This window comes from Mannheimia haemolytica, assembly GCA_900638155.1.
Taxonomy (GTDB): Bacteria; Pseudomonadota; Gammaproteobacteria; order Enterobacterales; family Pasteurellaceae; genus Mannheimia; species Mannheimia glucosida.
On record LR134495.1, the window covers coordinates 587,015 to 604,869 of the forward strand.

General features: G+C 42.7%; 19 protein-coding genes. 17 read left to right on the forward strand and 2 right to left on the reverse strand.

Annotated elements, in window-relative coordinates; all coding sequences use genetic code 11:
- The first annotated feature begins 26 nt into the window (after positions 1-26).
- The 13 genes from EL242_RS03065 to EL242_RS03125 all read left to right on the forward strand — a co-directional run bounded on the left by EL242_RS03065 (position 27) and on the right by EL242_RS03125 (position 10,035).
- Positions 27-1,070 carry a Gfo/Idh/MocA family oxidoreductase gene (locus tag EL242_RS03065; RefSeq protein ID WP_126301451.1) on the forward strand — a complete coding sequence of 348 codons (1,044 nt, stop codon included), beginning with the start codon at positions 27-29 and terminating at the stop codon, positions 1,068-1,070.
- 15 nt (positions 1,071-1,085) lie between these two features.
- Positions 1,086-1,955 carry a glutathione S-transferase C-terminal domain-containing protein gene (locus tag EL242_RS03070; RefSeq protein WP_126301452.1) on the forward strand — a complete coding sequence of 290 codons (870 nt, stop codon included), beginning with the start codon at positions 1,086-1,088 and terminating at the stop codon, positions 1,953-1,955.
- Positions 1,956-2,125: 170 nt separating this feature from the next.
- Positions 2,126-3,232 carry a transglutaminase-like domain-containing protein gene (locus EL242_RS03075; protein WP_126301453.1) on the forward strand — a complete coding sequence of 369 codons (1,107 nt, stop codon included), beginning with the start codon at positions 2,126-2,128 and terminating at the stop codon, positions 3,230-3,232.
- Complete coding sequence (locus EL242_RS03080) at positions 3,207-3,575, forward strand: mercuric transporter MerT family protein (RefSeq protein WP_126301454.1); 369 nt, start codon at positions 3,207-3,209, stop codon at positions 3,573-3,575. Before EL242_RS03075 ends, EL242_RS03080 begins: the two co-directional genes overlap by 26 nt.
- Before the next feature lies 1 nt (position 3,576).
- Complete coding sequence (locus EL242_RS03085; protein WP_126301455.1) at positions 3,577-3,885, forward strand: heavy-metal-associated domain-containing protein; 309 nt, start codon at positions 3,577-3,579, stop codon at positions 3,883-3,885.
- Between the two features lie 238 nt (positions 3,886-4,123).
- Positions 4,124-4,678 (forward strand): PTS glucitol/sorbitol transporter subunit IIC, encoded by a 555-nt coding sequence (locus tag EL242_RS03090; RefSeq protein WP_006250840.1) that lies wholly within the window; start codon positions 4,124-4,126, stop codon positions 4,676-4,678.
- Between the two features lie 30 nt (positions 4,679-4,708).
- A complete protein-coding gene (locus EL242_RS03095) occupies positions 4,709-5,710 on the forward strand; it encodes a PTS glucitol/sorbitol transporter subunit IIB (protein WP_126301456.1) in 1,002 nt (333 codons plus the stop codon).
- A gap of 77 nt (positions 5,711-5,787) precedes the next feature.
- A complete protein-coding gene (srlB, locus tag EL242_RS03100) occupies positions 5,788-6,153 on the forward strand; it encodes a PTS glucitol/sorbitol transporter subunit IIA (protein WP_126301457.1) in 366 nt (121 codons plus the stop codon).
- Positions 6,154-6,200: 47 nt separating this feature from the next.
- Positions 6,201-6,989, forward strand: a complete 789-nt coding sequence (srlD, locus tag EL242_RS03105) for a sorbitol-6-phosphate dehydrogenase (RefSeq protein WP_126301458.1) — start codon at positions 6,201-6,203, stop codon at positions 6,987-6,989.
- Between the two features lie 169 nt (positions 6,990-7,158).
- Positions 7,159-7,539 carry a transcriptional regulator GutM gene (gene gutM, locus EL242_RS03110; RefSeq protein WP_126302702.1) on the forward strand — a complete coding sequence of 127 codons (381 nt, stop codon included), beginning with the start codon at positions 7,159-7,161 and terminating at the stop codon, positions 7,537-7,539.
- A 62-nt stretch (positions 7,540-7,601) separates the two neighbouring features.
- Positions 7,602-8,249, forward strand: a complete 648-nt coding sequence (gene hxpB / locus EL242_RS03115; RefSeq protein ID WP_126301459.1) for a hexitol phosphatase HxpB — start codon at positions 7,602-7,604, stop codon at positions 8,247-8,249.
- A gap of 42 nt (positions 8,250-8,291) precedes the next feature.
- Positions 8,292-9,089: a glucitol operon DNA-binding transcriptional repressor SrlR gene (gene srlR / locus EL242_RS03120; protein ID WP_126301460.1), complete on the forward strand. Its 798-nt coding sequence runs from the start codon at positions 8,292-8,294 to the stop codon at positions 9,087-9,089.
- A gap of 10 nt (positions 9,090-9,099) precedes the next feature.
- The gene (locus EL242_RS03125) at positions 9,100-10,035 is read left to right on the forward strand and encodes a KpsF/GutQ family sugar-phosphate isomerase (protein ID WP_126301461.1); all 936 of its coding nucleotides are present in this window, start codon (positions 9,100-9,102) and stop codon (positions 10,033-10,035) included.
- Positions 10,036-10,078: 43 nt separating this feature from the next.
- Here the strand turns inward: EL242_RS03125 and EL242_RS03130 are convergent, their stop codons facing one another.
- Positions 10,079-10,630, reverse strand: a complete 552-nt coding sequence (locus tag EL242_RS03130) for an REP-associated tyrosine transposase (protein WP_126301462.1) — start codon at positions 10,628-10,630, stop codon at positions 10,079-10,081.
- Between the two features lie 301 nt (positions 10,631-10,931).
- Between EL242_RS03130 and EL242_RS03135 the strand changes: the two genes are divergently transcribed.
- From EL242_RS03135 to EL242_RS03150, 4 genes are all read left to right on the forward strand, one after another.
- Positions 10,932-12,803 carry a PTS mannitol transporter subunit IICBA gene (locus EL242_RS03135; RefSeq protein WP_126301463.1) on the forward strand — a complete coding sequence of 624 codons (1,872 nt, stop codon included), beginning with the start codon at positions 10,932-10,934 and terminating at the stop codon, positions 12,801-12,803.
- A 119-nt stretch (positions 12,804-12,922) separates the two neighbouring features.
- Positions 12,923-14,062: a mannitol-1-phosphate 5-dehydrogenase gene (locus EL242_RS03140; protein ID WP_126301464.1), complete on the forward strand. Its 1,140-nt coding sequence runs from the start codon at positions 12,923-12,925 to the stop codon at positions 14,060-14,062.
- An 11-nt stretch (positions 14,063-14,073) separates the two neighbouring features.
- Complete coding sequence (locus tag EL242_RS03145; RefSeq protein ID WP_126301465.1) at positions 14,074-14,589, forward strand: MltR family transcriptional regulator; 516 nt, start codon at positions 14,074-14,076, stop codon at positions 14,587-14,589.
- Between the two features lie 139 nt (positions 14,590-14,728).
- Entirely contained in the window at positions 14,729-16,594 is a 1,866-nt protein-coding gene (locus tag EL242_RS03150) for an SLC13 family permease (protein WP_126301466.1), read from the forward strand.
- Positions 16,595-16,726: 132 nt separating this feature from the next.
- Here EL242_RS03150 and EL242_RS03155 read toward each other — a convergent pair whose 3' ends face one another.
- Positions 16,727-17,854 carry a sugar ABC transporter permease gene (locus EL242_RS03155; RefSeq protein WP_126301467.1) on the reverse strand — a complete coding sequence of 376 codons (1,128 nt, stop codon included), beginning with the start codon at positions 17,852-17,854 and terminating at the stop codon, positions 16,727-16,729.
- Position 17,855 lies beyond the last annotated feature (1 nt).

The following is a 17,855-nucleotide window of genomic DNA, read 5'->3' on the forward strand; positions in this document are numbered from 1 at the left end:
TAAAGCTTTTGATTTAAGGAGTTATTATGCAACCCATCAACATCGCCATCGCCGGTGCCGGCTTTTCCAGCAAAGTTTTCCATATTCCGTTTTTTAAGCAAGATTCACGTTTCAATATTGTAAAGGTGTATGAGCGTACTTCTAACAATGCGGCAGAATGGTTGCCGAATGCGGAAACGGTGCGAGATTTCAAAGCTCTCTTAACATCAGAAATTGATTTAGTAGTGATTACCACCCCGAACCAAACTCATTATCAGATGGTGAAAGAGGCATTATTAGCTGATAAACACGTGCTGGTAGAAAAACCGTTGGTTGCAAGTGTAGTAGAAGCTCAAGAGTTGTCGACTCTTGCCAAGCAGCGAGGTAAGGTACTTTATGTGTACCAAAACCGTCGTTGGGATAGCCATATCGCTACGGCAAAAAGCATTATTGAGCAAGGACTATTAGGCGAGATTGTGGATGCGGAAATCCGCTTTGACCGTTACGCCAAAGCCAAAAACTCGAAAGTTTGGAAGGAAGCCGGCGATAGAGGCACCGGCTTGGTATATGATTTAGGCGTGCATTTAATCGATCAGGCTGTCTATTTATTCGGTAAGCCACAGGCGGTGTATGCGGACGTACGTTACCAGCACGACGGTGCTTTAGTTGATGATAATTTTGATATCCAACTTTATTATGCCAACGGCTTTAAAATAGTCTTAAAAGCAAGTAAGTATGCTCGTGAACCCAGTCCGACTTTTGTGTTGCACGGCAAGCTAGGCTCTTATGTGAAGCAGAATGCCGATAATCAGGAAGAATTACTAAAAAATGGAGTTCAGCCTGTGGGTGAATCGTGGAATGCAGAGCCACAAGAGGCTTGGGGAATTTTACACACCGAAGTGGAAGACAATGTGGTGCGTCAGCCTTACCCTAACAGCGTGGCAAGCTATCAAAATTTGGTTGATGATTTATATCAAGTCATCGCCCACAATGCAGAGCCAATCATCAAATTAGATGAAGTGATTTTTGTGCTAAGCGTGATTGAGAGCGTGTTTGAAAGTGCAAAATCAGGGCGTAAAATTCAACTTTAACCATTGGGAGAGAATATGTCAGTATTGAAGAACGGCGTGTGGGTAGCCGATGATAAATTAGATAACATTGATACCATTCCCACTCAAATCACCCCTGAAAATGGGCGGTATCATCTCTATATTTCCTTAGCTTGCCCCTATGCACACCGTGCCAATTTAGTGGTGAAATATTTAGGATTAACGGGAATCTCGGTGTCTAGTGTGTCGCCCTATAAATTTGACCCTTGGGCGTTTGATGAAAATTTCCCAGACCCGCTGTTTGGAGTGCAAAATCTGTATGACATCTATTTAAAACACCAAGCGGATTTTTCCGGCAGAGCCACTGTGCCGGTGTTATGGGATAAACAAGCTCAGCAAATCGCCAGCAATACTTCCTTTGATTTAGCCTTAGATTTAGCTGAAAATTGGAATGCGTTGGCAACCAATAAGTACGAACTGGTGCCGCTTGACAAAAGGGTGGAGATTATTGAGCTGAATCAATGGATTAGCGATCACATCAACGGCAAAATTTACCGTGTCGGCTATGCAACCGAACAAGCCAACTATGATAAGCTGGTGGCAGAATTGTTCAACGATTTCGCCGAATTAGACAGCCGATTGGCAAACAACCGCTACCTTTTCGGTGAAGAAATCAGATTATCGGATTTCTTCTTGTTCCCAACCTTGATTCGGTTTGAAGCAGTTTATTCCACCTTGTTTAAGTGCAGTGCCAAGCCTCTTTCGGATTTTTCGAATTTATATCGCTACATGTTGGATTTATACCGCATTGAGAGCATTCGAGAAACCGTGGACGTAGCTTACACCCACACTAATTATTTCTACAGTTTTCCACAATTAAACCCTTCAAGAGTCGTGCCAAAACTCGCTAAGCTTGAGTGGCAATAATCGCAAGCGGTCGAATTTGCAAAAAAAGTTGCAAATCTGACCGCTTGTTTTATTTTTTCTCCCCATTGCTTTTGCATTTTTTATTCGTTACTATGCGAGCCTATCCGTAGTTAGAATACTTAATATGTTAAGTTTTAACTGTTTTTTCACTCTAATAAGGATCATTTCAAATGAATAAACTTATTGCCTCCTTGGTAGCTTCAAGCTGTGCCACAGCTTTTGCTGCACCTGTTCAACAAAACAATTTCCATACCACTACCCACACTTACGAATTTACCCAATCCTACGATTTGGTTGTGCCAAAAGGCTCGTCCGGAACCACTAATTTATGGATTCCGTTGCCGTCCGACACTGACTATCAAACCGTTAAATCCGTTGAATTTGAGGGCAGTTATAAAAATGCGTACATTACCGAAAATAATGCCTATGGGGCTAAAACCTTGTTTGCCACTTGGGACGAAGATGCTCCCAAACGGGATATGAAAGTGAAGTTAGTGATTGAAACACGAGACCGTGAGCCGATGGCACAAGGAGCGTTAAACAATTACCAAATGCCGGAGAAAATCACTTATTCTGTTGATGTACAGGAATATTTAAAAGCCACGCCACACATCAAAACAGACGGCATTGTGAAAGAATATGCCGATAAAATCGTGAGCAATGAAACAAATCCACTCAAAAAAGCAGAGCTGATTCACAAATGGATTGTGGACAATATGGAGCGTGATAATTCGGTATTAGGCTGCGGTGATGGCGATGTGGAGAAAATTCTCACCACCAAAGTGCTAAAAGGAAAATGTACCGACATCAACTCGGTGTTTGTGGCACTTGCCAGGGCCTCTGATATTCCCGCTCGTGAAGTATTTGGTATTCGTTTAGGGCAAGCTCACAAAATGGGGCAATATTCCAAAACGGCGTTTGGCAGTTCAAAAGAGGGGATTGCGAATGAGAACACCGGGCAACATTGCCGTGCGGAGTTCTATTTAGCCGGCTTCGGTTGGGTGCCGGTGGATTCTGCCGATGTGGCGAAAATGCGTTTAGCCGAGAAAAAAGACGTGGCTGATGCTGATGTTCAAGCTGTCTCGAAATACTTATTTGGCAACTGGGAAATGAACTGGGTGGGCTTCAATCACGGACGTGATTTCGATTTATATCCACAACCGGAACTTACACCACTGAATAACTTTGGCTACCCTTATGCTGAGGTAGGTGGTGACCCATTAAACTCGTTTGAGGCGAAAGAATTTGGCTATGAATTCATCTCTAAAGAGTTATAACCATAAATTTATCACAATGTGCGTGACCGCCGTAGTGTCGGCGGTGACCTCCACATTCTGTTGTATTGGGCCATTGGTTTATTTAGTGTTTGGCATCTCTTCCCCTTGGTTGATGGAGCTAAACCAACTGGAGTTTCTACAACTGCCGATGTTGCTGATTTCGCTCGCTGCGTTTGGCTATGGCTTCTGGTTGCTGAATTTTTCCAACAAAATCATCTGCACCAAATACTTCTCCCGCAGAACCCTGGTCATTTTGTATTGGTTAGTATTTGTGGTGGTGATGTTCTTTTTAACTTACCCTTATGTGTTGCCTTACATTTTGGAAATGTGGGGCGGAGAATAAAATGAAAAAATATATCGCAACGATGCTGTTGGCTTTTGGTTTGGTTCATTCAAGCTACGCACAAGAAAAAACAGCTCAAATTGAAACGAAACAAGCAGAGAAAACCGTCGTCCTCCATATTCCGGAAATGTACTGCCAGCTCTGTGTTTATTTAGTTAATAAAGAACTGCGAGCAGTAGAAGGTGTGATTTCCACCAAAGCCTCAATGAAAGAGCGAAAAGCGACTGTGGTGGCAAAAGAAAGTGTGGATAACCAAGCCCTGATACAAGCGGTTGGAAACCTCAAATATACTGCAAGAGTCATTGAATAAAACCAAAGCTCAAACATTGTTGTTTGAGCTTTTTTAATTTAGCCTTCCTTTTTTCACCCATCTAATATTCAAACTTCACTTTTGTTTTTGATTTAAAATGAAAAAATAATTTATTTTGAAAGTTATTTATCATTTTGTGATCGCTGTCATAGTTTTTAAAATAAAAATAATTTACTATTTGCACATCTCATAACAGAGATGAAAGAAAAATATTTTATTTTGAAAAACGGAGATCGGTATGATTGAAGCAATTACACACGGAGCAGAATGGTTTATCGGCCTGTTCCAAAAAGGCGGTGAAACCTTAGTCGGTATGATAAACGGTATTTTGCCACTCTTAATTTCATTATTGGTTGTAATGAATGCCCTGATTAAATTTGTAGGGCAAGATCGGATTGAACGACTTGCTCAACGTAGTGCCGGAAACCCTATTTCACGTTATTTGATCTTACCGGTGATTGGCACTTTCGTTTTCTGTAACCCAATGACCTTAAGTTTAGGGCGTTTCTTACCAGAGCGTTACAAACCAAGCTACTACGCCGCAGCCTCTTATAGTTGCCACTCTATGAACGGTTTATTTCCTCACATCAACCCGGGTGAATTATTCGTTTATTTAGGTATTGCCAGCGGTTTAACCACCTTAGGCTTACCACTTGGGCCTTTAGCCATCAGTTATTTATTAGTCGGTATGTTTACCAATTTCTTCCGTGGCTGGATTACAGACTTTACCACCGCATTCTTTGAAAAACGAATGGGGATCACCTTAGATAGAGAAGTACATTTATCCCACTAACCAAGTAACTGAAATACAGAGGAATAGATTATGAGTAACAAAGCGATTTACATTGAAAAAGGCAACGGTGGTTGGGGTGGCCCATTAACATTACCTGTTGTGGAAGGCAAAAAAGTGCTTTATATGACAGGCGGCACTCGCCCTGCGATTGTTAATAAATTGGTGGAATTAACCGGCTGGGAAGCGGTTGATGGTTTTAAAGAAGGCGAACCGCCGGCAGAAGAAATCGGGATTGCGATTATTGACTGTGGTGGGGTATTACGCTGCGGCCTTTATCCAAAACGCCGTATTCCAACCATTAACATTCACGCCACCGGTAAATCTGGCCCTTTAGCGGAATTTATTGTGGAAGATATTTATGTTTCAGCGGTGAAAGAAAACAATATTCGCTTAATTGATGCCGATGGAAGTGTGCCTGTGGCAACAGAGCAAGCAAAACCAACTTCATCAACGACAGCAACGGCAAAAGAGTATGACTCCAGCAAAAAAATCACCGAACAAAGTGATGGTTTATTAGCAAAAATCGGTATGGGAATGGGATCGGTGGCGGCGTTATTTTTCCAAGCCGGACGAGACACTATTGATACGGTGCTTAAAACCATTTTACCGTTTATGGCATTTGTTTCTGCGTTAATCGGGATCATCATTGCGTCAGGTTTAGGTGATGTGATTGCCCACGGCTTGACCCCTCTGGCAAACAGCCCAATCGGTTTAGTTACACTGGCGTTGATTTGTTCCTTCCCTCTCCTTTCCCCATTCTTAGGACCGGGAGCCGTGATTGCACAAGTTATCGGCGTGTTAGTCGGTACGCAAATCGGTTTAGGCAATATTCCGCCACATTTAGCACTGCCGGCACTCTTTGCCATTAATGCTCAAGCCGCTTGTGATTTTATTCCTGTGGGGCTTTCAATGGCGGAAGCAAAACAAGATACCGTACGAGTGGGGGTGCCGTCAGTGTTAGTCAGCCGTTTCTTAACCGGTGCACCAACCGTGCTGATTGCGTGGGCAGTTTCCGCATTCATCTACCAATAATTAACCACGATACAAGCGGTGGAATTTGAAAAATTTTTTGCAAAATGCACCGCTTGTCAAAACGAGAGAACATTTATATGACGATTATTTATCAAACGACCTTTACCAAAATAGGGAATTTCGCTCAGGAATCATTAACAGACGATATGTTAATCACTTTTAAACAAGGCGCACCGGCAGATTTAGAAGATTACTGCTTCATTCATAATCCATCTGAATTAAGTAGCCCTTTACAAGTAGGCGATATCGCTGAATTTGATGGCGTAGCTTATCCGATTACGGCAGTTGGTAGCGTTGCATCTGAAAACTTATCCGCCCTCGGACACATTACCTTCCGTTTTGACGGGGCAAATGATGCGGAGTTTCCGGGAAGTGTACACGTTGTCGGTACACCACCAAAAACATTAACGGAAAACTCTACCTTAATCATTAAACGTGATTAATCATCACTGAAACATTATTTCAAATTGAAAATTAAGAGGAATACATTATGAACAATGAAAAAAAAGTCGCTATCGTTGTTGGCGGCGGTCAAACACTTGGAGCTTTTTTATCTGAAGGCTTGGCAGATGCCGGTTATCGTGTGGTGGTTGCTGACTTAAACGGCGAAAATGCACAAAAAGTGGCAGCCGACATTAATGCCAAACAAGGCGAAGGAAATGCGATTGGAGTGCAAGTCGATGCGGCTGATGAACCAAGCGTTGAAGCACTAGCTAAAGCAACAGATACCGCATTCGGGCGTGCCGATGTATTGGTTTACAGTGCAGGCACAGCGAAAGCATCGCCTATTTGGGATTTCAACTTAAACGATTTTGATTTGTCGGTAAAAGTGAACTTAACCGGTTATTTCTTAACCGCAAAACACTTCTCCCGCTTAATGATTCGTGACGGTATTAAAGGGCGTATCATTCAAATTAATTCTAAATCAGGTAAAGTGGGAAGTAAGTACAATTCCGGTTATAGTGCAGCGAAATTTGGTGGTGTCGGTTTAACACAATCGTTAGCATTAGACTTGGCAGACAAAGGCATTACCGTGCATTCATTAATGTTAGGCAATTTATTGAAATCACCGATGTTCCAATCGTTAATTCCGCAATATGCGGCAAAACTCGGCATTCCGGAAAGCGAAGTTGAGCAAGTTTATATTGATAAAGTGCCTTTAAAACGTGGCTGTGATTATCAAGATGTGTTGAATGTCTTAAAATTCTATGCCAGCGAAGAGGCGGCTTATTGCACCGGGCAGTCCATTAATATTACCGGTGGTCAGGTAATGTTCTAAGCGAACAAGCGGTCAAATTTATCGATTTTTTTACGACGATTTGCAAAAAAATGACTAAAATAAACCGCTTGTTAATTCGCTACACTGATTGATTTGCCACAGGGGAAAGCGTATTGTTTTGAAATCGCAGATACGTTTAGGCTCTGTGGCTTTTTATTAAGGAGCAATGATGGATTCAATTACACTTCTGATTATATTGGCAATGATAATGTGGCTGTTACAAGCCGTTTTGGGTTGGCTTCAAATTAAAGCCTTTAATCAAGCCTTTATGGAAATCAGTAAGAAAGGCAAAGTAACGGTTGGGCGTAATAGTGGTCGTTTTAACCCTAAATCGGTTATTGTATTGGCGTTTGATGATGAGAAAAAAGTGGTAGATAGCCTTTGTATGAAAGGATTTTCCGTCTTTGCCAGACCGCAGAAATTAGCATCCGTAATTGGCTTGTCTCTTGATCAAATTGTGCCGGAAAAAATCTTTCCAACCGATAAACGTTCACAATTTGCCTTAAAAGTGGCGATATCTTCCGGATATAGTTGCTCAGATCAAAAATAATGTAATTTTTTATTTCATTTTGAATATTTTTTTAGTTAAAAATGAGATAATGGAGAATAAATATGCAGATCAATAGTGTCATCTTTGATATGGACGGGGTAATGATTGATTCAGAACCCCAATGGGCAGAGGCTCAAATTGCAGTATTAGCCGAGTTAGGTATTAATATCACCGAGCAAGATTGTGAACAACTCACCAGAGGTAAACGGATTGATGAGTTAAGCGACACTTGGATTAAAAAATTTCAGTTATCTGTTTCCAAGCAAGCATTAAGTGAAGCCATTTTGGCACACGGTTGTGCTGCGATTGAACAACACGGCAAAGCATTAACGGGTTTATATGAATTATTGGATTTCTTAAAATCTAATCAGATCAAGTTAGCCGTTGCAACCTCATCGCCGCCGGTGGTGATTAAAGCGGTGTTTGATCGCTTAAAACTGTGGGATTATTTCCCGATTCAATGCAGTGCAATAGACGAAGAATACGGCAAGCCACACCCGGCAGTCTATTTGAGTGCCGTGAAAAAATTAGGCATTGAAAAACAAGAGTGTATTGTTATTGAGGACAGTGTAACCGGCTTAATTGCCGCCAAAGCCGCTAATTTAACTACATTTTTGGTGAATACCGATTATCAAAATGAAAAATTTTCCATTGCCGATAAAAGAATGGCATCGCTACTAGATGTCATTGAAAAATTAAAACAGCATTAGCACAGATTAGCTCGCTCCAATCTTTGCTAAATTGGAGGAACAATGAAACCTTTTGAAAGAAGACAGCAAATTTTAGCCTATTTAGCTCAGCACGGTAGAACCGAAGTGGATGTGCTGGCAGACTATTTTAAGCTAACCGGTGCAACCATTCGTAAAGATTTAACTTCACTCGAAGAAGATAAGAAAGTCTTGCGTACTTATGGCAGTGTGGTCTTAATTGATGAAGAAATTCTTGAACGGGAAGAAAAAATCAATAAAGAGGACAAAGACGATAAACCGATTGCACAGAAAACTGGTATTAACCTTCAACAAAAGCAAGCTATCGGGCAAAAAGCAGCCGAGCTTATCAGTGAAGGTAATTCGGTGATTTTTGATGCCGGAAGTACCGTGCTACAAATGATCCCTCACCTAAAACCGTTTGATAATCTTTCTTTGATGACAAACAGCCTAACCATCTTTAATGCAATTTTAGCGTTAAATAAATCTTATAATTTATTGATTTCCGGTGGTACTTTCCGCGAAAAATCCGCCTCTTTCCACGGCTATTTTGCAGAGTCTGCTTTTATCGGCTCAACTTTCGATCTACTTTTTATCGGCACGGACGGTTTTGATTTGGAAGTAGGGCTAACTACCTTTAATGAAGTCTATAAAGTCAGCTCACTGATGTGTGGTGCGGCGAAAAAAATCGTGGTGTTGGCTGATTCCAGTAAATTTGGGCGGAAAAGCCCGAATATTGTGTGTGGGTTAGAAAAAATCCATACCATTATTACCGATGAAGGCTTATCATTAGAAATGAGAGAGCAAATTCGAGAAAAAGGTATCGAACTGTTAATCGTATAAGGACTGGAAAATGAACCATTTAGAGAGTGCAAAAGAAACGTTAAACCTCTATGCTCAGCAGATTATCACGCTAAACCATCGACTTTCTGAAGAATTTAATGAGGTGGTAAATATGATACTCGCCTGTCAAGGGCGAGTAGTTGTTGGCGGTATTGGGAAATCCGGTTTAGTCGGTAAAAAAATGGTGGCAACTTTAGCCTCCACCGGTACGCCAAGCTTTTTCTTACACCCGACAGAGGCTTTTCACGGCGATTTGGGAATGTTGAAACCGATTGATATGGTGATTCTGATTTCGAACAGCGGTGAAACCGATGATGTGAATAAACTGATCCCAAGCCTGAAAAATTTCGGCAATAAAATTATTGCAATGACCGGCAACCCCTATTCTACACTCGGGCGAAATGCCGATGTGATTTTAAATATCGGGGTAGAGCGTGAGGCTTGCCTGAATAACCTCGCCCCAACCAGCTCTACTTTGGTCACGATGGCTTTAGGCGATGCCCTAGCCATCGCCTTAATGAAAGCTCGGGATTTCCGACCGGAAGATTTTGCCCGCTTCCACCCCGGTGGCAGTCTTGGTCGTAAATTATTGAACAGAGTACGAGATGTGATGATGCGTAAAGTGCCAACTGCCGGTTTAGACACTAGCTTTACGGAATGTTTATCTGTGATGAACGAAGGGCGTATGGGGGTGGCGGTAATTATGCAAGACGATAAATTGGAAGGCATTATTACCGATGGTGACATTCGCCGCACACTGGCACAATTCGGGGCAGAGAGCCTGAATAAAACTGCTCAAGAAATTATGACCCGTAACCCGAAAACCATTAACGATACCGAATTTTTAGCCAAAGCCGAAGATTTAATGAAAGAGCTAAAAATTCACTCCTTAATTGCGGTGAATGATGAAGGTAAAGTAACAGGATTGATGGAGTTTTCTAGCTAGTTTGTAGATTTAACGATGGCGCAAGCGTTCACGCTTGTGCCGTTCACTGACATATATCAATATCCAATAAAACAGGTAAGTTATTAGCATAATTTCTTGCACTGCTATATTTCCATTCAAATGCCTCACAAACAAAACCGCTTACGATAGGGTTCTTGTGAATATAGTTTAGCTTTTCATCAAAAAATTTCTGAGAATAGATTGCTATCGGTTGGTTATGATGTTGCCAAAGCTGGTATTGCTTGACGCTATTTCGTGTTTTAGCTGCCCGAGTAAACATCCATAGCAACCATTCTTTTCTACTTTCTTGGGGATTTGTTTTAATTTGCTGAATCAACATTTTAGATGTAAATGTTTTAAAATCTCTTATTAAATCTGACGGGTTTTGGTCTTTTGCTTGAAATAATAAATGAATATGGCTTGGCATAATGCAGTAGCCATATAAAATCATCCCTTTTTGTTTTCGACAATAATCCAATGATTGAATAATGGTTTGAAAATAATCTTCTCGAATGAATAGGTCAATCCAATATACTGTTGCAAAACTAACAAAATAGGCTCCGCTCTTCTCATAAAACTTATACTTTCTACTCATGATAAACCTCTAAATTGCAGTTTATGCTGATAGTAATATAGTCGAACAGTTAGGTTTAGCAATTCATTTTATTTTTTCGATTTAGATCGCAAAAATAAAATTATGCTTGGCACAAGCGAGGACGCTTGCGCCATCTTTCTCCCAAAAATGTGAACTAGATCACATTTTCAAATCTACCTCAAAAAATTTAATGTGATCTAGTTCACATTTCTGAGAGAAATATTTTTGTAACTTTTGAAAGTGGTGCTAATTTAAGCACGATTTTTTCAACCCTAATTTTCTCTCCTTTTTTGAGGTTTCTATGTCTAATTTAAAAGTGAAAGTTCAAGGTTTTGGGCGTTTCTTATCGAATATGGTGATGCCGAATATCGGTGCCTTCATTGCGTGGGGCTTTATTACGGCTCTGTTTATTCCAACCGGTTGGTTGCCGAACGAGACTTTTGCCAAGCTGGTCGGCCCGATGATTACTTACTTGCTGCCACTGTTAATCGGTTACAGCGGTGGTAAATTAGTCGGTGGCGAGCGTGGTGCAGTTGTGGGGGCAATTACCACAATGGGTATCATCGTGGGTTCTGAAATCCCGATGTTCTTAGGTGCGATGATTGTCGGTCCGCTTGGTGGCTGGGCGATCAAAACGTTCGATAAAGCGATTGACGGCAAAGTAAAAAGCGGTTTTGAGATGTTGGTAAACAACTTCTCGGTCGGGATCATCGGTATGATTTTGGCAATGCTTTCATTTGCCTTCATCGGCGGTATCGTCACCCAAATTTCTGCGGCATTAGGTGCAGGCGTGGGTGCATTGGTAGAAGCAGGTTTATTACCATTAACTTCAATCATTGTTGAGCCGGCGAAAATCCTGTTCTTAAATAACGCCATCAACCACGGTGTATTCACGCCACTTGGTACAGCACAAGCACAAGAAGTGGGTAAATCTATCCTGTTCTTAATTGAAGCGAACCCGGGCCCGGGCTTTGGTATCTTGCTTGCCTATATGTTCTTTGGTCGTGGCACAGCAAAACAAACCGCTGGTAGTGCGTCAATCATTCACTTCTTAGGTGGTATTCACGAAATTTATTTCCCGTATGTGCTAATGAGCCCACGCTTAATTCTTGCAGTGATTGCAGGAGGTGCAACCGGTGTTTTAACTAACTCATTATTAGGTGGCGGTTTAATCGCACCGGCTTCTCCGGGTTCTATTTTTGCGATTTTAGCAATGACCGCACCGGGTGCTCACTTTGCAGTCGTTGCCTCCGTGATTCTTTCTTGTGCCGTGACTTTTGCGATTGCGTCAATCTTACTCAAAACCCAAAAAGGTGAAGCCTCATTGGAAGATGCGCAAGCACAAACTCAAGCGATGAAAGCAGAAAGCAAAGGTGTAGCAACAACTGCGGTAAATGGTAACATCAACAAAATCTATGTAGCGTGCGATGCCGGTATGGGTTCAAGTGCGATGGGTGCGAGTATGTTACGCAAAAAAGTGCAAGCGGCAGGTTTAAACATTGAAGTACAAAACTTAGCGATCAACGACTTACCGCAAGACGCACAACTGGTGATTACCCACAAAGACTTAACCGCCCGTGCAACACAACGTGTGGCAACGGCTCAACACTTATCGCTCACTAACTTCTTAGACAGTGCGTTCTATGACAGCTTAGTAGCAAAATTAGGCAATAGCCAGCCACAACAAGCGGTGCAAAATACACAAAATTTTGCAAATCCGGTGGAAGAACCTCAAGCCGAAGGGTTAAAATTGCAAGCTGCCCAAGTCTTTTTAGGCTTACAAGCAAACAGTAAAGAAGAAGCGATCCGCTTTGCCGGTGAGCAGTTAGTTAAAGCGGGCTTTGTTCAACCAAGCTATGTGGATGCAATGTTCGCCCGTGAGCAAATGGTTTCAACTTACTTAGGCGAAGGCTTAGCTGTGCCACACGGCACATCTGATGCCAAAGACAGCGTGCTGAAAACCGGTATCGTGGTCTGCCAATACCCGAACGGGGTTCGCTTCACCGATGAAGAAGACGGCGTGGCGAAACTGGTGGTCGGTATTGCAGCAAAAGGCAACGATCATATTCAGATTTTAAGTGCAATTACCAACGCACTGGACGATGAACAGGCAATGAAAACCTTAACACAAACCAACAATGTTGATGAAGTGTTAGCGTTATTGGCGAAGTAATCGCATATTTGATGGCGCAAGCGTCCACGCTTGTGCCTTTTACTTTTTATTTTAAAATCAGAGAAGCACCAGCGTGGACGCTGGCGCTATCTAGTTAGAACTTTTTCGGAGAACAAATTATGAACGCACTCCATTTCGGTGCCGGTAATATCGGGCGTGGCTTTATCGGCAAATTGCTTGCTGATGCCGGTATTTTCGTGACTTTTGCCGATATTAACCAAACCCAAATCGACCAAATCAACCAAAACAAGCAATACGGCGTGAAAATCGTGGGCGATGACAGCCGTGTTGAAATCGTCAAAAATATTGCGGCAATTAACTCAAAAGACGAAAATGCCGTGATTGAGCAAGTGAAAACCACCGATTTAATCACCACCGCAGTCGGCCCGAATGTGCTTGGCTTTATTGCCCCACTGTTCGCCAAAGCGTTAGTGGCTCGTGTGGAAAGTGGCAACACCCAACCGCTGAACATTATCGCTTGTGAAAATATGGTGCGTGGCACGTCATTCTTTAAAGCAAAAATTTTTGAAAATCTGACCGCTTGCGAACAGGAAAAAATCGAGCAAGTGGTGGGTTTTGTGGATTCTGCGGTGGATAGAATTGTGCCACCTGCCGAGCCGAACCCTGCTGATCCGCTGGAAGTCACGGTGGAAGAGTTCAGCGAGTGGATTGTGGATCAAACCCAGTTCAAAGGCGAGATTCCAAACATCAAAGGAATGGAATTAACCGATAACCTAATGGCGTTTGTGGAACGCAAACTATTCACCCTGAACACCGGGCATTTAATCTGTGCTTACTTGGGCAAACAAGCAGGTGTGAAATGGATTAAAGAGGCGATTGCGATGGAGGAAATCAAAGCTCAAGTGAAAGCCACGATGGAAGAGAGCGGTGCGGTGCTGATTAAACGTTACGGCTTCGACCCACAAGCCCATTCGGCGTATATCGAAAAAATCCTCAAACGTTTTGCCAACCCGTACTTAAACGATGACGTAAACCGTGTGGGGCGTGAGCCAATCCGCAAACTCAGCGAAAACGACCGCTTGATCAAACCGTTGCGTGGCACGTTAGAGTATGGCTTGCCGTATCAAAACTTGGTGAAAGGCGTGGTGATGGCGTTGCAATATCGCAATGAGGAAGACCCACAAGCGGTCGAACTTGCCGAATTTATTGCAAATCACGGCGTGGCGGCAGCGGTGGAAAAATACACCGGTTTAACCGACCAAGCAGTCATTGCTCAAGTGGTGGAATTATATCAATAATTCTTGACACTATGATGGATTACATCGACAAACTCAGTGAGGAAACCACCCTGCGTGGTTTCCTTAGCATAGCCAATCAACGCTTTGCCAAAGCGGTTGAACAGTTGATTGAACGAGTGTTTCGCAAAACGGACTTTGCGTTAAAATCAGTGGTGGATTCCTTGTTTGAACATCAAGGGCCGCTGGCTGACATTGAAGTACGCCTAAAAGTCTTGCTTGGGCTGGGGGTGATTTCGCCTAAAGTATTTGAAGACATCTCGCTTTTCCTTGAAGTTAAACAGCATTTGAATGAGGAAGAGGAGGAGTTCGCATTTTCTCACCCGGCGGTGGTGAAATTTGCCAAAGATTTGCACCATATTGATTTTTTACCGATCAATGAATTACTGAATATGAAAGCAAGTGCAGCGAATAAAGATTCGATGCTTTTTCAAATGCAACAAATGCGGTTGGAAAAAATGGTGCGTTCAAGCCTGATTCTAGCCGTAACTGAAATTGACGAGCAACTGAATGTGGAAAGCCCATTGTAAAAATTTCGTCAAAACTAACCGCTTGTACTGAGCATTCACGCCGTACGTGATTGCTTTTCCCTTTCTTTTTGATCTTATCGGCTTTTTTCTTGCTCTAAAGCGGTGTAATCTATCCCTAACTATTTTGGAGGATATGGTTATGCAATCGTTGCTCTCTTTTGTACCGGATTTTCTCAAGCAAGAACTGTTTTGGGTAATGGCGTTACTGGTTTTTGCAATTTGGCAATTTATCCAAAACAAGTTGCGTATGGACGTGGTTGCCCTAATTGTCATGCTGTTTTTTAGCCTGACCGATATTTTATCAGTTAAAGAAGTGTTGGCAGGCTTGAGTGACCCAAACGTGGTGTTGATTGCGTTGCTCTTTATTGTCGGTGAAGGTTTGGTGCGAACTGGCGTGGCGAACCAAGTTAGCGATTGGCTGATGCGGGTTTCAGGGGCAAGCGAAACCAAAGTGCTGGTGCTGTTAATGCTCTGTATTGCCGGGCTTGGATCTTTTATGAGTTCCACTGGCATTGTGGCAATTTTCATTCCGGTGGTGCTTGCCATTTGCTCGGGAATGGGGATTTCACCCCGCCGTTTAATGATGCCGTTAAGCGTTGCCGGACTTATTAGCGGTATGATGACCTTGATTGCCACCCCACCCAACCTCGTGGCTCATTCCGAATTAGTCAAAGCAGGCTTTGCCGGCTTTAGTTTCTTCAGCTTTACCCCGATTGGCTTAATGATTCTCGTGTTGGGAATCGGCTATATGCTGATTGCCCGTCGCTGGTTGGATAACGGCGAGCAAAGCGATACTCACAGTCAGGCTCAAAAATTTTCAATGTCGCAGTTAATTGAAGAGTATCAACTTAAAGAGCGAGCTAAAATGGTGCTGGTGGAAGCGGATTCAGACTGTGTCGGTAAATCTATCGGGCAACTGAACTTGCGGATTGAGCAAGGGCTAAACATCATTGCGATTCAACGCACTAAGCGGTTTAGAAAAATTACCGTCAGTGCTTCGGTAAATGAAATTTTCCAGCCGAAAGATATTTTATTGCTTGATACTGCCCTCGATGATGAAACTTACCAACAACGCTGTGAACAGCTCAAACTCCGCCCGATTGAGCTAAAAGGCGAATACTTTTCCTCGCAGTATCGCTCGGTAGGTATGGCGGAAATTTCGGTTATGCCGGAAGCGGAATCTATTGGCAAAACCATCAGAGAGCTTAAATTCCGCTCAAGATACCATTTAAGCATTGTCGGCTTAAAACGTGGCGATGAAATCATACAAGAAGAACTGCTCGATACACCACTCAAATTCGGCGATATCTTATTAGTGATGGGCGTGTGGCAACAGATTCACCGTATGGATGACGATCATCGAGATTTTTTCTTGCTTAGAGCACCGGCAGAAAGCAAAAACGCCCCACCGGCGTTGAGCCAAGCACCTCATGCACTGTTTTCGGTGCTGACTATGGTCATTCTGATGATTACCGGCATTGTGCCAAATGTGATGGCAGCGTTAATCGCGTGCTTGATGCTAGGTAAATTCCGCTGTGTGGACATTAAAAGTGCTTATGAGTCGATTCATATGCCAAGCATTGTGTTAATTGTGGGAATGATGCCGTTCTCCATTGCTTTACAAAAAACCGGCGGGGTGGATTTAACCGTGCGGTTACTGCTCGATGTAATGCAAGGCTTAGACGTGCATTTTGTGCTAATAGCCCTATTCGTCTTTACCGCAATTATCAGTGCTTTTATTTCCAACACAGCGACTGCAATTTTGGTTATGCCGATAGCCATTGCGATTGCTAACCAACTTGGCTACTCACCGGCACCTTTTGTGATGACGGTCGCTGTTTCAGCCTCCGCCGCTTTTATGACGCCGGTTTCTTCACCGGTAAATACGATGGTATTAGCACCGGCAGGCTATAAATTTATTGATTTCGTTAAAGTTGGTGTGCCGTTTACTGTACTGGTGATGCTGGTGTCGGTGTTTGTGATTCCGATGTTATTTCCGCTCTAAACACTCCTCTAAATTACAAGCGGTCATTTTTTGTAATCTGATGCTGACGGTAAAATTGTTTGAGTATGTCTGGCAACATAGTCCCCATTTTTATTTCCCGTTGGAAGTCGAGGTTGACCGCTTGTTATCCAATTAGGCTTTTTTCTTGCTGATGGTATCTACCCAAACTGCAAGCAGTAGAATTCCACCTTTAACGATATATTGCCAGAAGGTTGGCACATCAAGCATACTCATACCGTTATCCAGCAAAGCAATAATAAATGCTCCAATGACTACCCCATAAATGCTACCGATACCGCCGGCTAAACTGGCTCCACCAATCACGCAGGCAGCAATCGCATCTAATTCGGCATTTTGCCCAGCGGAAGGTGCGCCGGCTCCAAGTCGGGAGCTTAAAATCAAGCCTGCAATGGCAACTAATAATCCGTTTAAGGCGAAAATGGCAAGTTTGACTTTTTCAACTGAAATCCCCGAGAGGCGTGCGGCATCAATATTACCGCCAATGGCATAAATATGACGACCAAAAGCCGTTTTTCTGGCTAAGAATGTGCCGGCAATGGCTAAAATCACCAACACTAATACCGGAAATGGCACACCGCGATAATCATTAAGTAGGTAAATTGCACCTAATACGATAATCGCAACCAGCCCATATTTCAGCGTGTCTTTCGATATAGATGGCACGGCAAGATTGAGTTTTTGTCTGGCTTTGCGTTGATAGCTACCCCAAGCAATAAAGCAAAGTACCCCGATAGTACCTAAAATCATACCTACCATATCAGGTAAATAACCTTGACCAATGGTTGTCATTTCATTGCTAATCGGTGAAACTGTTGTCCCGTTGGTTAAGCCGACCAATACACCACGAAACGCCAGCATACCGGCAAGAGTCACAATAAAAGACGGTACTTTTTGATAAGCAACCCACCAACCGCTCCAAGCTCCCAGCATTACACCTAAAATTAAAGTAACTATAATAGTTAATGAGAGCGGCCAGCCCCACCATACATTACTGATGGCGGCAAATCCGCCGAGTAAGCCCATTAGCGAGCCAACCGATAAATCAATTTCTGCGGAAATAATCACAAATACCATACCGATGGCAAGAATACCGGTAATGGAGGTTTGGCGTAACAGGTTAGAGATATTTCTAGCACTTAAATAAGCACCATCAGTCTCAATAGAGAAAAAACTCATAATCACGACAATTGCAATCAGCATAATATAAACTTGTAAATTAATTGATTTTAACTTATTCATA

Bases quoted from the DNA above. Each gene is read 5' to 3' on its own strand.
- EL242_RS03065 (WP_126301451.1), top strand. From the start codon at position 27: ATGCAACCCATCAACATCGCCATCGCCGGTGCCGGCTTTTCCAGCAAA.
- EL242_RS03070 (WP_126301452.1), top strand. From the start codon at position 1,086: ATGTCAGTATTGAAGAACGGCGTGTGGGTAGCCGATGATAAATTAGAT.
- EL242_RS03075 (WP_126301453.1), top strand. From the start codon at position 2,126: ATGAATAAACTTATTGCCTCCTTGGTAGCTTCAAGCTGTGCCACAGCT.
- EL242_RS03080 (WP_126301454.1), top strand. From the start codon at position 3,207: ATGAATTCATCTCTAAAGAGTTATAACCATAAATTTATCACAATGTGC.
- EL242_RS03085 (WP_126301455.1), top strand. From the start codon at position 3,577: ATGAAAAAATATATCGCAACGATGCTGTTGGCTTTTGGTTTGGTTCAT.
- EL242_RS03090 (WP_006250840.1), top strand. From the start codon at position 4,124: ATGATTGAAGCAATTACACACGGAGCAGAATGGTTTATCGGCCTGTTC.
- EL242_RS03095 (WP_126301456.1), top strand. From the start codon at position 4,709: ATGAGTAACAAAGCGATTTACATTGAAAAAGGCAACGGTGGTTGGGGT.
- srlB (WP_126301457.1), top strand. From the start codon at position 5,788: ATGACGATTATTTATCAAACGACCTTTACCAAAATAGGGAATTTCGCT.
- srlD (WP_126301458.1), top strand. From the start codon at position 6,201: ATGAACAATGAAAAAAAAGTCGCTATCGTTGTTGGCGGCGGTCAAACA.
- gutM (WP_126302702.1), top strand. From the start codon at position 7,159: ATGGATTCAATTACACTTCTGATTATATTGGCAATGATAATGTGGCTG.
- hxpB (WP_126301459.1), top strand. From the start codon at position 7,602: ATGCAGATCAATAGTGTCATCTTTGATATGGACGGGGTAATGATTGAT.
- srlR (WP_126301460.1), top strand. From the start codon at position 8,292: ATGAAACCTTTTGAAAGAAGACAGCAAATTTTAGCCTATTTAGCTCAG.
- EL242_RS03125 (WP_126301461.1), top strand. From the start codon at position 9,100: ATGAACCATTTAGAGAGTGCAAAAGAAACGTTAAACCTCTATGCTCAG.
- EL242_RS03130 (WP_126301462.1), bottom strand. From the start codon at position 10,630: ATGAGTAGAAAGTATAAGTTTTATGAGAAGAGCGGAGCCTATTTTGTT.
- EL242_RS03135 (WP_126301463.1), top strand. From the start codon at position 10,932: ATGTCTAATTTAAAAGTGAAAGTTCAAGGTTTTGGGCGTTTCTTATCG.
- EL242_RS03140 (WP_126301464.1), top strand. From the start codon at position 12,923: ATGAACGCACTCCATTTCGGTGCCGGTAATATCGGGCGTGGCTTTATC.
- EL242_RS03145 (WP_126301465.1), top strand. From the start codon at position 14,074: ATGATGGATTACATCGACAAACTCAGTGAGGAAACCACCCTGCGTGGT.
- EL242_RS03150 (WP_126301466.1), top strand. From the start codon at position 14,729: ATGCAATCGTTGCTCTCTTTTGTACCGGATTTTCTCAAGCAAGAACTG.
- EL242_RS03155 (WP_126301467.1), bottom strand. From the start codon at position 17,854: ATGAATAAGTTAAAATCAATTAATTTACAAGTTTATATTATGCTGATT.